The organism is Paenibacillus paridis, from assembly GCF_006345825.1.
GTDB lineage: Bacteria > Bacillota > Bacilli > Paenibacillales > Paenibacillaceae > Pristimantibacillus > Pristimantibacillus paridis.
Genome location: NZ_VCIX01000091.1, coordinates 69,716 through 84,072, shown reverse-complemented (window position 1 = coordinate 84,072; position 14,357 = coordinate 69,716). Strand labels below are relative to the sequence as shown.

Annotated in this window: 12 protein-coding genes; 6 read left to right on the top strand and 6 right to left on the bottom strand. The window is 48.6% G+C overall.

Features of this window, described 5'->3' with window-relative positions; all coding sequences use genetic code 11:
* Positions 1 to 73 precede the first annotated feature (73 nt).
* On the top strand, positions 74 to 481 hold the full coding sequence (locus tag FJQ58_RS20480) for a MerR family transcriptional regulator (protein WP_139996641.1): 408 nt from the start codon (positions 74 to 76) through the stop codon (positions 479 to 481).
* Positions 482 to 483: 2 nt separating this feature from the next.
* A complete protein-coding gene (locus tag FJQ58_RS20475) occupies positions 484 to 1,335 on the top strand; it encodes an SDR family NAD(P)-dependent oxidoreductase (protein ID WP_139996639.1) in 852 nt (283 codons plus the stop codon).
* Between the two features lie 115 nt (positions 1,336 to 1,450).
* Here FJQ58_RS20475 and FJQ58_RS20470 read toward each other — a convergent pair whose 3' ends face one another.
* Positions 1,451 to 5,458: an S-layer homology domain-containing protein gene (locus FJQ58_RS20470; protein ID WP_238404211.1), complete on the bottom strand. Its 4,008-nt coding sequence runs from the start codon at positions 5,456 to 5,458 to the stop codon at positions 1,451 to 1,453.
* Positions 5,459 to 5,645: 187 nt separating this feature from the next.
* The gene (locus tag FJQ58_RS20465; RefSeq protein WP_139996637.1) at positions 5,646 to 6,233 is read right to left on the bottom strand and encodes an NAD(P)H-dependent oxidoreductase; all 588 of its coding nucleotides are present in this window, start codon (positions 6,231 to 6,233) and stop codon (positions 5,646 to 5,648) included.
* Between the two features lie 119 nt (positions 6,234 to 6,352).
* Between FJQ58_RS20465 and FJQ58_RS20460 the strand changes: the two genes are divergently transcribed.
* From FJQ58_RS20460 to pepT, 4 genes are all read left to right on the top strand, one after another.
* On the top strand, positions 6,353 to 6,781 hold the full coding sequence (locus tag FJQ58_RS20460) for a MarR family winged helix-turn-helix transcriptional regulator (RefSeq protein ID WP_139996636.1): 429 nt from the start codon (positions 6,353 to 6,355) through the stop codon (positions 6,779 to 6,781).
* 238 nt (positions 6,782 to 7,019) lie between these two features.
* Complete coding sequence (locus tag FJQ58_RS20455) at positions 7,020 to 7,556, top strand: PadR family transcriptional regulator (RefSeq protein ID WP_139996634.1); 537 nt, start codon at positions 7,020 to 7,022, stop codon at positions 7,554 to 7,556.
* Between the two features lie 2 nt (positions 7,557 to 7,558).
* Positions 7,559 to 9,082, top strand: coding sequence for a DHA2 family efflux MFS transporter permease subunit (locus FJQ58_RS20450; protein ID WP_139996633.1), 1,524 nt, complete (start codon positions 7,559 to 7,561; stop codon positions 9,080 to 9,082).
* 97 nt (positions 9,083 to 9,179) lie between these two features.
* A complete protein-coding gene (gene pepT, locus FJQ58_RS20445; protein ID WP_139996632.1) occupies positions 9,180 to 10,412 on the top strand; it encodes a peptidase T in 1,233 nt (410 codons plus the stop codon).
* Between the two features lie 675 nt (positions 10,413 to 11,087).
* Here pepT and FJQ58_RS20440 read toward each other — a convergent pair.
* From FJQ58_RS20440 to FJQ58_RS20425, 4 genes are read right to left on the bottom strand one after another with little or no spacing between them, the layout of a single operon-like run.
* A complete protein-coding gene (locus tag FJQ58_RS20440; RefSeq protein WP_139996631.1) occupies positions 11,088 to 11,519 on the bottom strand; it encodes a hypothetical protein in 432 nt (143 codons plus the stop codon).
* Between the two features lie 27 nt (positions 11,520 to 11,546).
* A complete protein-coding gene (locus FJQ58_RS20435) occupies positions 11,547 to 12,461 on the bottom strand; it encodes an ABC transporter ATP-binding protein (protein WP_139996629.1) in 915 nt (304 codons plus the stop codon).
* Entirely contained in the window at positions 12,448 to 13,470 is a 1,023-nt protein-coding gene (locus tag FJQ58_RS20430) for an ABC transporter ATP-binding protein (protein WP_139996628.1), read from the bottom strand. The genes FJQ58_RS20435 and FJQ58_RS20430 overlap by 14 nt, the downstream gene beginning before the upstream one ends.
* Before the next feature lie 38 nt (positions 13,471 to 13,508).
* Entirely contained in the window at positions 13,509 to 14,354 is an 846-nt protein-coding gene (locus FJQ58_RS20425; RefSeq protein ID WP_139996626.1) for an ABC transporter permease, read from the bottom strand.
* Between the last annotated feature and the right edge of the window lie 3 nt (positions 14,355 to 14,357).

The window sequence follows — 14,357 nt, the reverse complement described above, 5'->3', positions numbered from 1 at the left end:
GCATAAACCTATTCCGATTGAACCGCCACCGCCCAGCAGGAAATATTTTCAATATGGGGAAGCAGGTGAAAACATGAGTGAAACCTATACCATTAAGCAAATTTCAGCTAAAACGGGCTTAACCGAGGATGCCCTTCGTTATTATGAAAAAATCGGGCTTCTCCCACCAGCCAAAAGAAAGAAAAATGGCCACCGCGTCTATCAAGCGACGGATACCGACATTATGGAACTAATCACCTGTCTCAAAAAAACAGGGATGACCTTGGAGGAGATGAAAATCTACGTCCCGCTTTCTTTTAAAGAAGAAATAACCAAGGTGCCCGAGCTGCATGCCATGTTTGTAGAGTACAGGCAGAAAGTCCAGCGGCAAGTCGATGAGCTCCAACGTGTATTGCAGTTTATAGATCACAAGCTGAGCAACAATCAGTCTCTACTCAATCGCCCTGATGAAATGCTAAATCATATAAATGAGGAGAAATGAACATGACGAACATCAAGCCATCAAAGGTGGCTTTAGTTACAGGCGCCGCCTCCGGTGTGGGATTTGAGCTAACCAAGCGCTTGCTGGCCGAAGGCTGGCAAGTTCTCGCTCTAATCCGCTCCAGCTTATCGAGTGAAGATCCGCTCATTGCCAGCTCCTTACAAACGAAGCAGTTAAGAATATACAAGGCCGATTTGGCCGACTTCAAGTCTCTCAAGGCTGTATTGAGTCAAATCAAAAGCAAGGAGACGTTCATTGACGTCATCTTTAATAATGCAGGCGTATCATTAGGCGAACGAAATTATTCGCTACAGGGCCGTGAGATGCATTTTGAGGTGAACACCGTAGTCCCTTATTTCATCTATTTGGAGCTGAAACCGCTATTGCTTGAGGGAACGATGAAAACAGTGATCAACACCTCTTCAAACGCATTATTATTTCTTAAGCAATTTGACTTCAAGACACTGGATAAACCCGCTTCGTTTAAGAAGCTTGTTGGTCCGTATGCCGCCAGCAAGCTAGCTCTTTCCCTGTGGACACAAGAAGCCGCTTCGTCAGCTCTTACAGAAGGAATTCGATTGACGAGCGCCTGCCCGGGAGGAAACAAAACCACAATGACCAAAAATGCAGGAATGCCGCGGTACATGATTCCGATTCGAAATTTATTTTTCTCCCATCCAAGCAAAGGCGCCTCCCGTTTATACGAAGCTGCTTTAGGCCATGCAAAAGAAATGACAGGCGTCTTCCTCAATAAAGGAAAAGCGACTCCGCTGCGATTTGCGGAACAAAGCCTGAACGTGCTCGAGAAAGTCCATTTCATCTACCAGCAAGAGTTCTCCATGGGAAGGGTTTAGATAGCCTTATTGGCCTTATACAGCCATATGTTATTCCCCCGAATGAAAGAAGCCTGCAAACGACGCCGGATAGGCGAAGCTTGCAGGCTTCGGTTTTGAATCTATGCCATTTCGCTTACTTTGTTTGGTTAAGCAGCCCAATAATGAGCGCTACCGACTCGGCTCTTGTAGCCACCTGCATCGGTGCAAAACGGTTTTGGCCTACGCCGCTAACCAGCCCAGCATCAACAGCTGCTGCTACGTAAGGCACAGCCCATGCCGGAATGTTCTTCGTATCCGCAAAGGATAGCTTGGCATCCGGGTTAACCTTGATTCCGCTAGCGCGAACGATCATCGCAACCATCTCAGCGCGGTTGAGCTCTTTCTCAGGGCCAAAGGTACCATCCTGATAACCGCTGATGATGCCTGATTCTACAGCTTGTGCAACAAAGGATTGCGCCCATGCCGGGATTTTGCCAGCATCCTTGAAATCCATGGTCTTGCCTGTGTCAGGAAGCTTCAGCGCACGAGCCAGCATCGTAATAAACTCGGCACGGTTCACGCCTTTATTCGGACGGAAAGCATTGTTTTCATAACCTTTCACGAAGCCTGCTTCTACCGCTTGCTCAATCGCGGACGCAGCCCAGTGGCTTGCGATGTCTGTCAAGACGACGGATGGCGTGCTGCCGCCACCATTGCCAGTTCCCGGATTGGTCGTTCCAGGGTTCGTCGTGCCTGGGTTGGTTGTGCCTGGGTTGGTTGTTCCAGGATTAGTTCCTGGGTTTGTCGTTCCTGGATTCGTTCCTGGATTCGTTCCTGGATTTGTTCCAGGGTCTGTAACAGTTTTCTTCACGATTCCGAACTGATCCACGATAAACGGCTCAGCATTGTTCAGGTTTTGATCAATTTCATACGTTACTGCCGTCAGTTTGCCGCCATCGATCGTAATGCCAACAAAGTTCTGTACTTGGCTGCGCATCGGGCGCTTGCTGTCGCTTGGATCTGGTCCGTACTTGGCAGCATGGTTCTCTTCCGCACGCTCGAAGAGGCTGTAATACGCATCGCCAAGCTCTGGTTTAGCGTTTTTATAATAAACCTTCGGACCTGCCGTAGCAGGAATGACATAAATTGAGCCGTCAGGATTAACCGAGTACTCAATTTTCTCGCCGTTCAGCGTTTCTGTAATTTTCTCTGGCGCAGAAGCTGTTCCGTCTTGTTTGATCGGCTTCGTACGCGCATAGATATGGTCATGGCCCTGAACGACAAAGTCGATGCCCAGCTCCGCCATTAGCGGAGCTATTTGGTTACGCACCCCGTTAGCGCCTATAATATCGGAATCCGTTGCATGGTTTGAAGTGGTGTACGGGCCTTTATGGATATTAACGATGATCCACTGCGCACCCGCTGCCTTCGCAGCCTGTACATCCTTCTTCAGCCATTCCACTTGGGCCACCGAGAAGTTGGCGTACTCCTCCGAGTTTTCATTAGAGTTGAGCACAACAAAATGTGCGTTGCTGTAATCATATGAATAATAAGCGCCGGTTAGCGTTGCGGAATTTTCCGCTTCCTTGATGTTGAAATGCTCGTAGAACGCATTGTTCTTGTCTTCATGGTTACCTGCAGAGGGAACGATTGTCGTGTTCAGCAAGCTGGTTTGGGAATTGCCAAGCAGCCAGTTCCACTGCTCTTCCTTTGTACCCGTATCTACAATGTCACCATTATGCACAACGAATTGTGCGTTTGGCACTTGGATAAGCGCTTTTGCCAACGTTTCGGCCGACAGCTTCGCTTCGTCCTCTTCCTTCGCTTGCGTATCCGCCAAATCAATAAACGTAAATGCTCCGCTCTCTGGCGCTGTGCGGAAGGTCCCCGCTTCGCTCCAAATATTAAGTGCCGCATCGCCGACGCGGAAATCATAAGCGGTATTCGCTTTAAGGCCAGTCGCCTCCGCTTTATGAACAAGCTCGTTCACCGAGTTCGAGGATACGCTTGAGCGTCCAGAAAACGTCAGCGCATGATTAAAGTCAGCCGCTGCGTCTGTTTTCTCAACTACCTGAAGATCCGTTCCTGTAAGCAGGAGGGAGCTATACCATGCAAAACCTTTAGCGGTTTTTGTATCTCCGTTAAACGTAACGGTTACCTTGCTGATTTTTTCGTTGCTATAATCCGGTTTTGTTTCTTTCACGATTCCGAATTGGTCAATAATGAACGGCACGCCGTCATTAATGTTTTTGTCGATTTCATACGTTACGGCCGTCAGCTTGCCGCCATCGATCGTAACGCCGACAAAGTTCTGTACATGACCGCGTGCAAGGCTGGTCGTGTCGCCATATTTTCTCGCATGGTTCTCGTCTGCCAGCTCGAACAAGTTGAAGTAGGCATCGCCAAGCTGTGCCTTCGTATTTTTGAAATAAACTTTCGCTCCTGCAGTAGCCGGGATCAAATAGATCGTGCCGTCTGGCTTAACCGCGTACTCGATCGTTTTTCCGTTGATCGATTCTGTAATCTTTTCAACCGCTTCCGCAGTGCCATCGCTTTTGATTGGCTTGGTGCGTGCATAGATATGGTCATGGCCTTGGAATACAAAATCGATGCCCAGCTCATTCATCAGAGGCGCGATTTTGTTCCGTACGCCGTTAGTGCCAATAATGTCGCTATCCGTGGCGTGGTTCGATGTCGTATACGGGCCTTTATGGATATTAACCAAAATCCACTCTGCACCGGCTGCTTTCGCAGCTTCTACATCCTTTTTCATCCATTCTACTTGCTCAACCGAGAAGTTAGCATATTCCGCAGAGTTCTCATTGGAGTTCAATACGATAAAATGCGCATTGCTGTAATCATAAGAATAGTAAGCTCCCGTTTCCGTAGCTGCATTCTCGGGAGTTTTTACGTTAAAGTGATCGATAAAGGAATAGTTATCGTCTTCATGATTTCCGGCCGCCGGAACGAGCGTCGTATTCAGCAAGCTCGCTTGCGAATGGCCAAGCAGCCAGTTCCATTCTTGCTCTGAAGTTCCATTTTCAACAACGTCGCCGTTATGAACAATGAACTTCGCGTTTGGCACAGTAGCCAACGCTTTGGAAAGCGTTGCTGCCGAAAGAATCGCTTCGTCTTCTTCTTTTGCTTGCGTATCAGTTAGATCAATAAAGGAAAAAGCTCCGCCAATCGGTGCGGTTTGAAACGTTCCCGTCTCGCTCCATACATCCAGGTTTTGGTCGCCAACGCGGAAGAAATAAGATGTATCTGCTTTAAGGCCGGAAGCTTCCGCCTTATGCACATGCTCGCCGTTTGAATTTTTTGAAACGGTAGTGGTACCCGTAAATAGGGCTGCATTTGTGAAATCAGCTGTACTTTCCGTTTTCTCTACTACCTGCAGGTCGCTGCGAGTAGAAGCAAGCGGCGTGTACCATGTAAATCCTTTGGAGCTGACCGGGTCACCGTTAAAAGTTACCGTCACCTTGCTAACTTCAATGGCTGGCGCCTTATGAAGCGCTGCAAGCTCCATATCAAAATAGAGGTCGGAGCTGCTGTCGCTTTGCTGATGAACCTCTACCGCTAGCTCATTGTCGCCTGGGTGAAGCGCTGCTTTCAGCTCAGCTGTCAGGTCAACAGCCTCGTAAAGAACCGGTAGGTCCTTGCTTGATGTTGCAAAAGTGCTATACGTGATCTCGCCCTCCGGCAAGCCGAAGCGTTTGATTTCCGTTCCGTTTACATAAAAGACGGCACCGTCATCAATCGCGAAAGTAGCCAGCAATTGGCCATACTCGCCGATTTCATTTGCATCCACATTTAGAATTTGACGGAAGTAAGTCGTCCGATGCTTCTTCTTTTTATCGCCGCCGTAATCAACGACGGTTTTCAAAGCGCCGAAACGCGCTGTGCTGATTACTGCTCCCGAATCCTTGTATCCGAAAGGCGCATTGCCTTGGCTCCAAGCCGAATCATCGTAAGTCGATTGCCATACAGTTCCCTGATCGACGCCTTTATCGAAATATTTCCACTCCGAATTTCCTGGCAGTAACACAATGGGCTCATCCGCTGGAGCTGCCGATACCGAAGACGGTGCGGCTGCGCCGAACATACCTAGCAATAGTGCCGAAGATAACAGAATAGATAATAACCGGTTGTAAACCTTGTTCATAATAATCTCCTTTGTAAATGAATTTGACTCGTCCGGCTCTACCGGACTGGCCCATCATAACAAGAAGATATTATTGTTCTGTTTTCGCAGCGTGAAGGTTTTGTAAAAAAAGAAGGTTTATTTTAGGCTTCCACACTTAAATTTCATAAGGAGCGAAAACCTGTAAAAATAACATAAAATGGCGCCATTAACTGTTCACCATCTTAAAATAGCGGTTAATTCGCTGCAGCTTCTGAGCATGCTTGCCTTTCGGGCTCTCCATGCTGCCAAACTCAAAAAACTTCACCTTTTTGATGCCAACATAGTTGAACAGCGCTTTTCGCATCAAGACCTTATGCGCATTATACAACCAATATAGTGGGTAAAACGTAGGGCCCTTCATGCTTGAAATACAAACAACCGACTTCCCTTTCAGCAGTCCTTCCGGCAGCATTCCCCCGTTATCCTTATAGGCAAAGCCGGAAGCAAACATCTGATCAATGTAACCCATAAGCATAGCTGGCGGACGCCCCCACCAGATCGGGTACACCAACACAATTTTGTCGGCCCACGTCAGCTGCTCCCTATATTTGGCCAATTGTGGGTCGGCATGCATGTCTCTGCGGCGCTTGTTTTCATTAAAGACCAAGACCGGATTAAACTGTTCCTCGTACAAATCCAATACCTTTATTTCTTTAATCGCCGCATTCGCCTTACTCCCCTGAATGACCTCCTGCAAAAAAGAATAGCTTAAGCTTTTATGGTTAGGATGTGTATAAATAATGAGCATGTTCATAATAAAACCCCTTTTACTTATCATTTGATAATTAAATCGTAGCACATCGATAAAATAGTTGTCAAAAGATAATTGTTTTATGAGAACTAATTTGCTATCGTGTCAATAGAGGTGATCTCATGGACAATAGCGCCATGTTCCAACAATTCGTGGCCTTCACGACGGCTGTTCATCAAACCACAAATGAAATATCCAAGGATCTACGACCCAAATCGATAACGCCCGTTCAATATAAAATCATGGAATACATTGCCGTAAGCCAGCCGGTTACGATCAGCGAAATTAGTGACTGCATGCTGATGTCGATGCCGAATACGAGTAGGGAACTAAAGAAGCTAACCGATAAGGAGTTATGCGAAAAGGTGACCGACGAAGAGGACCGACGCAAGCAGTTTATTCGCCTTTCCGCAAAGGGCGAAGCGATGATGGGCGAAGCTTTCGGGTTCATTGCGGCTCGGTTCGCGCAGCGAATTGAGAAGGAATCGGAGGAGGAGCTGCAGAAGCTGGCCGATGCACTTGAACTGCTGCATCGCAAGGTGTTTTATTGAGGATGAACGTGAAGCTATTCCTTTTGCAGGCAAGAGGAGCCCCTGAACTATTCAGGGGCTTTTTGGTGTTTTTGGACTAACGCATAATTAAGCCAAAAAAGATAATTTGGTTAGACCATCCATTTATATATATTGACATGATATATATTGGAGTGATATATTACAAATCGCAATACATGAAAATACAGATGAATCCAAGACGCCCTATTGCTTTGAATAGTATGGAGGAGGTACGTATTTGAACAGTCAAGATGTTATTTTAGGCATGCTTATGAAGCGATCATTATCCGGCTACGAAATCAAACAATTATTTGAGGATATTTTCGCTTACTTCTACAGCTCCAGCTATGGAACGATCTATCCCATGCTTCATCGGATGGAGAAAGAAGAACTGCTCACAAAGGAAAATGTCGTTCAGGAGGGCAAACCGAACAAAAACGTGTATACGATTACGGAACACGGCAAACAACAATTCCATTCCTACTTGCATAGCCCTATGGAGTCGGATTCAATCAAATCAGACTTTTTGATGCGTCTTTATTTTGGCCAGTTTGTCGGGAATGATCTCGTCATCGCTTGGCTCAAGCAAGCAGAAGAGCACACCAGAAAGCAATTGGAGGAGCTGAGCAAGAAATATGCCATTTACAAAGCTGGCATGCACCCTGCTCACATTATTTGCATCGAAATAGGAATCAAAGAGTACACAGCCAAACTTGAGACCCTTCAAGAAGGCTTGGCGCGCATGGAACAATTAGAACAAGAGGAGAGAGCATAGCCATGGCAAGCACCGGTTCAAATAACAAGCTTATAATTCTAGCGATGGCGCTCGGCTTATTGATGTCATCTCTCGACAATACCATTGTGGCGTCCTGTATCAACAAAATTAGTGAGGATTTTAACATTTTTGACAAGGTCAGCTGGGTATTTACGGCCTATATGCTAGCGGCAACGAGCACCATGCTTGTCTTCGGCAAAATGTCCGACCTGTTCGGCCGGAAAATGTTCTATATGATCGGAATTGGCTTATTTCTTCTCGGCTCTGCCCTATGCGGGGTTGCACAAAGCGCTGATCAGCTCATCTGGTTCCGCGTTATTCAAGGAATAGGCTCCGGCGCCCTATTTCCGATCAGCTTCACTATCATTTACACGATATTTAAGGATCCCAAGGATGCTGCAAAAATGTCTGGCGTATTCGGCGCCATCTTCGGACTTTCCTCCGTTGCAGGGCCACAACTTGGCAGCTTCATTACTGAGCATATGGGCTGGAGATGGAATTTTTACATTAATGTGCCAATCGGCTTGGCTTCTATGATCGTGTTGATGATTGCCCTTAAAGAAACCCGCTCCGACCGCAAACCGAAAATCGATTATTTAGGAACGCTGTTCCTCATGATGACCACCATCTCTTTAATGCTGGCTCTCGAATGGGGCGGCAAAGATTATGCATGGAATTCCTGGCAGGTGATTGGCCTTTTTGTAACATCTGCTGTCATCGGTACTTTATTTATATTGGTGGAGCTGCGAGCTGCCGAGCCGGTGCTGCCGCTTGGCATATTCAAAAATAAGATGGTTCTCGGAACGAGCATTCTCTGTTTCTGTCAGGGCGTAATTATGTTCTCGGCCATTACGTATTTGCCTAGCTTTACGATCGGGGTGCTTGGCCACACGAATTCAAACGGCGTGCTGACTCCTATGATGGCATCCTTGATTGTCGGAGCGATGTTGTTCGGATTTTTGCAATCTAAATTTGCCTTCCGTACTCTCATGCTCTTCACGATGCTCATGACCATCATCGTAGCCTCCCTGCTTGCTAACGTAGGACCGGATGCTTCGAGCGGATTTATGATTGTGCTAATGATTTTGCTAGGTCTCGGAGCAGTTGGCCCCTTAATGAGCGTAGCGCAAAGCGCAATTGCCGCTAATGTGGACCCGAAATATATGGGTGTCAGCTCCTCCATTGTAGGCTTCTGGCGCAATATCGGCGGTATATTGGGAGCTTCCATCATGGCAACGATTGTCAATGGCAACTTGACTAGGCTGATTTCGGATGGTGCGGAACAAGCTGGCATTCCTGCCGATAAAACCAGCACATTAGCTAATCCGGAGCTGCTCATGCGCGCCGGCGGTGAAATGGAACCTCACATTCGTCGATTCTTACAAGAATCGCTAAGCACGGCCATTAACCATGGCTTCATACTTAGTATTTGTGTTGGCGGCCTTGGCTTCGTTACGGCCCTCTTTGTAGGCAAGAGCAGACTGACCTCCGAGAAAAATCAGCCAGCTGCTGCCTCTCATGTTTAAATAGGCAATAGGAAGAAGCGGCATCATTTGGGATGCCGCTTCTTTTGTATTATAATTTACCCTATAAAAATAAAAGCAATGGAGCTGAGTAACGACAATGAAAACGGAGATTATGAACCGGTTTATTACATACGCGCAAGTGGAAACCCAGTCGGATGATAGCAGCGAGACTTGCCCCTCTACACCGGGACAATGGGTGCTAGCCCGCATGCTCGTAGAAGAGCTTGCTTCGATTGGCATGCAAGAGATTACGATTGATGACAACGGCTATGTCATGGCTACCCTACCCGCCAACACCGACAAGAACATACCAACCATCGGCTTTCTTGCCCACATCGATACGGCTACCGATTTTACCGGTACGAATGTAAAGCCGCAGATCGTTGAAAACTACGATGGGCAGGATATTATTTTGAACGAAGCATTGAATATCATCCTATCACCAAAAGAGTTCCCTGAGCTTACCGGTTATCAAGGCCATACCTTGATTACGACGGACGGCACTACGCTGCTCGGCGCTGACGACAAGGCTGGCATCGCCGAAATTATGACCGCCATGGCTCATTTAATCCGCCATCCCGAGCTGAAGCACGGCAAGATCCGCGTAGCCTTTACGCCGGACGAAGAAATCGGCAGAGGCCCGCACAAGTTTGATGTTGCTGCCTTCGATGCCGTCTACGCTTATACGATGGATGGAGGACCGCTAGGCGAGCTTCAGTACGAGAGCTTTAACGCAGCTGGCGCACTCATCACTTGCAAAGGCAAAAACGTACACCCCGGCACCGCAAAAGGTAAGATGGTCAACTCGGCCAAAATTGCTATGGAGCTCCATAGCAGGCTGCCTGCGGATGAGGTGCCTGAGCTCACGGAAGGTTATGAGGGCTTCTTCCATCTCACGTCCATTGAGGGCGACGTCGAACAGACCCAGCTTCGTTATTTGATTCGCGACCATGATGGTACGAAGTTCCAAGAACGCAAAACGCTGCTAACCGGCATCGTAAAGGATCTCCAGGCTAAATACGGCGAGCATCGCATCGAGCTTGAAATTAAAGACCAGTACTTCAACATGGGCGAGAAAATCGAACCCGTCAAGGAAGTCGTGGACATCGCGCGGCAAGCGCTTGAAAACCTCGGAATCGAGCCATTGATCCAGCCGATTCGCGGCGGAACCGATGGCTCGCAGCTATCCTACATGGGCCTGCCGACGCCAAACCTTTTTACCGGTGGCGAGAACTACCATGGGCGCTACGAATATGTCTCTGTAGACAATATGGAGAAGGCAGTGAATACCATCCTTGAAATCGTGAAGCTCTATGAGCAAAAAGCGTAGTTACTTGCTTGGCGAGTTAATGTAGCAAAAAACGTTGGCACATTTTAGAACCCTTAGTTGGGGCTGTTTCATCAGGCTTCATGCCTGTATGGACAGCTCCTTTTCTCGTCATTCGGGAGTCAGCACCGTGTCGAAGAAAGGCAGTAACCACCGGTTCCTCCTCACCCCACTTCAACTCATACCGTTTAAACACTGAACCTGCTCGAAATAAGTAGAAAAATAGAACTAAAGAATCGCACACCCCCTCAATGACCGCCAATATGCCAACTTTGAGCCGAATAAGCCTACTTTTTAGATCTATTTTGTTCAAATGAGCAATATTGAAAGGTTTAGATCTAGAAAGTAGACCTATTTAGTCGCACGTCCCCTCAATGACCGCCAATTTGCCAACCTTGAGCCGAATAAGCCTACTTTTTAGATCTAATTTGTTTAAATGAGCAATATTGGAAGGTTTAGATCTAGAAAGTAGGCCTATTTATTCCCACATCCCCTCAATGACCGCCAATATGCTGTATTTGAGCGGGATAAGTCTACTTGTACTGTAAAACCAAATCTTCCGCGCTTGAGAGGGTTAAGTGACCCCCCATCCTTCATGCTTTCCCCCTATCCGAATAGGGGAAAGGAATAGCAAAGAGGTTGTCACCTATGGCGACAACCTCTGACAGCCTTTTCTGCTTATCTTTGGATAGGCTCGATACGGTATAACGTGCCTGCTTGCTCCTCGCGAATCGCCCAGCCGAAGGATAGAACGGCTGCTAGCCGCTCCTTCTCCGCAGGCGTAAGGACAACCAGCACCGATTCGTTGCCTTCCTCGAGAACTAGCTCAGGCTCCTTGCCATAAGCGACCGCGATCCATGAGCGGATACCGCGGACGGTATTGTATTTAATCGCGTAGCCTTCCTTTACCGCTCTCTCGAATGTCTCAGGCTCGGCCGCGGCAAATGCCGCCAATTCCTGATAATCAAAGTGGTACATGCTCTCGTCAGAAGGTAGATCACCCTCTTTAACTCTGCGCAACACGACTTCGTCGGACCATCCTAGCGCCCTGAGCCCTTCGAGCAGCAACGCATTCCATTGGGATAACTTCACCAGATTGTTCGTTTCCATGCTTCACCCTCCTTCCATTCTTACTCCTTATTCATGGTCTGCAACAAAGTGCCCCGGACTTACTTCCCTAAGCTCTGCGTGCTGCTTGTCACCAGACGCCTCAAAATCATATTTAAACGCGCTTCTTTCCCTCGCCGCTTTAGGATCGGGAATTGGGATGGCGGACAACAACGCCTTCGTATAGGGGTGCAGCGGGTTATCGTATAGTTCGTCGCTATCCGCAACTTCCACGAGGCGCCCGCCGTGCATAACGCCAATGCGGTCTGAAATATGGCGCACCATAGACAGGTCATGGGCAATGAACAAATACGTTAGGCCAAATTCAGCCTGCAAATCCTCCAGCATGTTGACCACCTGCGCCTGTACGGACACGTCAAGCGCTGAGATCGGCTCATCACATACGACGAAGTCTGGCCTTACGGACACTGCGCGCGCAATCGAAATCCGCTGACGCTGCCCGCCGCTGAACTCATGGGGATAACGATAAAGATGCTCCCGCTTCAGTCCAACCTTCTCGAGCAAAGCCGAAACGACTTCCTTGCGCTCCTCTTCCTTCATGTACAAGCCATGGATATTCATGGGCTCGCCAATCAAATCGAGCACGTTCATACCTGGATTTAGCGATGAATAGGGATCCTGAAAGATGGTTTGGATTCGCCGCCGGAATGGCTTCAACTGTTTATCCCCCAGCTTCGACAAGTCATGCCCGTCAAAATAAACCTCGCCCTCCGTATAATCATACAATCGGATAAGGCATCGCCCAACTGTCGACTTGCCGCTTCCGGACTCGCCGACCAGCCCGAACGTTTCCCCTTTGCGAATTTGGAAGCTCACACCGTCCACGGCTTTCAGCACCTCTGTGCTGCGCCCCCATATATCGGTCCCTTTAGAGAAATGCTTCTTCAAATTCCGTACATCCACGAGAATGTTATGGTCGCTCATTCGCCAGCCCCCCTTCCGCTAATGCTCCCTCAAGCGTACTCTTCCCATCCAGAAGCCAGCAGAGAGAACGATGGCCGTCCGCCAGCTCGAACATCGGCGGCAGTTCCTTGCACTTAGCGAACGCATAAGGACAGCGCTCCATGAAAGGACACCCTGTCGGTGGATCGATCAGATCCGGAGGCGATCCTTCAATCGGTACAAGCCTTTCCCGGCCTGTGCCACCTCGCTTCGGCAGCGAGCGGAGCAAGCCCTGCGTATACGGATGTCCCGTGCGATAGAAAATATCCTCGACTGTACCTTCCTCCATGACCATTCCGCCATACATCACAATGACGCGGGAGCACACCTGAGCGACGACGCCTAAATCGTGTGTAATTAGGACGACCGCTGTACCCGATTGTTCCTTCAAATCATGGAGCAGATCAAGAATTTGCGCTTGAATGGTGACATCGAGAGCTGTCGTCGGTTCGTCCGCAATGAGCAGCTCCGGGCTGCAGGAAAGAGCCATGGCAATCATCACCCGCTGGCGCATACCGCCACTAAATTCATGCGGGTATTGATTAACGCGGCGCTCCGGCTGGGAAATGCCTACTTTTCGCAGCATCTCTACAGCCTCTCGGAGCGCTTCCTCCTTGCCAAGTCCTCGATGCCTGCGGATAACCTCGGCCATTTGAAAGCCAATCTTCTTAACCGGATTCAAAGAAGTCATCGGGTCCTGGAATACCATTGCGATTCGGTTGCCCCTGATCTCGCGCCACTTCTTCTCCGGCAGCTTGTTCAAGCTTTCACCGCGAAAGTGAATCTCGCCTCCAAGCACTTGCCCTGGCGGGGGAATAAGCCCCATAATGGCCTTCGCAGTCACGCTCTTGCCGCTGCCTGACTCCCCAACGATGCCGACGGTCTCGCCGGCATCTACATGAAAGCCGACGCCTCGCACCGCCTGATTTTGCCCGTCCCGGGTATGGAATGAAACCTTTAAATCCTCTACGGTCAGCAGCCGTTTTGCCATCGTACTTCACACTCCTTCATGCCGCCGCACAACGACGGTTACCGTTTACCCAGCTTCGGTTCAAAGCCCACTCGCAAAATATCGCCGAGAACGTTAAAGCTAAGCACCGTTAGAAAAATTAATACGCCCGGAAATATAGCTAAGTATGGCGCTTGAGACAAATAGCCCTGTGCTCCGTTCAGCATGCTGCCCCAAGTCGCATTCGGAGCTTGGACGCCAAACCCCAGAAAGCTTAACGAGGATTCCATCATAATTGCCGATGCGATATTGTTTGTCGCGCTAACGATAACAACGGACATTAAGCCCGGTATAATGTGCTTAATGATAATCCCGAATGAGCTCTGGCCTGATGCCTTGGCATACATGACATATTCACGTTCCTTCAGCGCCATCGTCTCCGCCCGAATAATACGGGCAATGTTCATCCACATCAATAAAGAAATAATAACGATAATATTGCCTACGCTCGGCTTTAAATAAACGCTTAGCAGCAGCAGAATGAGGAAGGATGGAATCGACATAACGATTTCCAGCAGCCTCATGAGCAAGCTGTCAATGAGCCCGCCGAAATAACCGCTAATGACTCCAACCGCCACGCCGATACTCGTCGCGAAAATCATCGAAACGAAACCAACCATCAGGGAGACACGACCACCATAAAGCGCCCTAGCCAAGTAGTCCCTTCCGTAATCATCCGTTCCGAACCAATGCCCAGCACCTGGCGGCTTAAGCCGATCTAAGACATTAATTTGGTTTGGGTCCTTTGATGAGAGAAACGCAAGCGCCGCCGCGGAAGCAATGACCAACAGGAAAAGAAAAGCGATGATACCCAGTTTGTTCGCCAGCAGCTCGCGGATGACGTTGCTCCATTTATTCCGATTCATGAG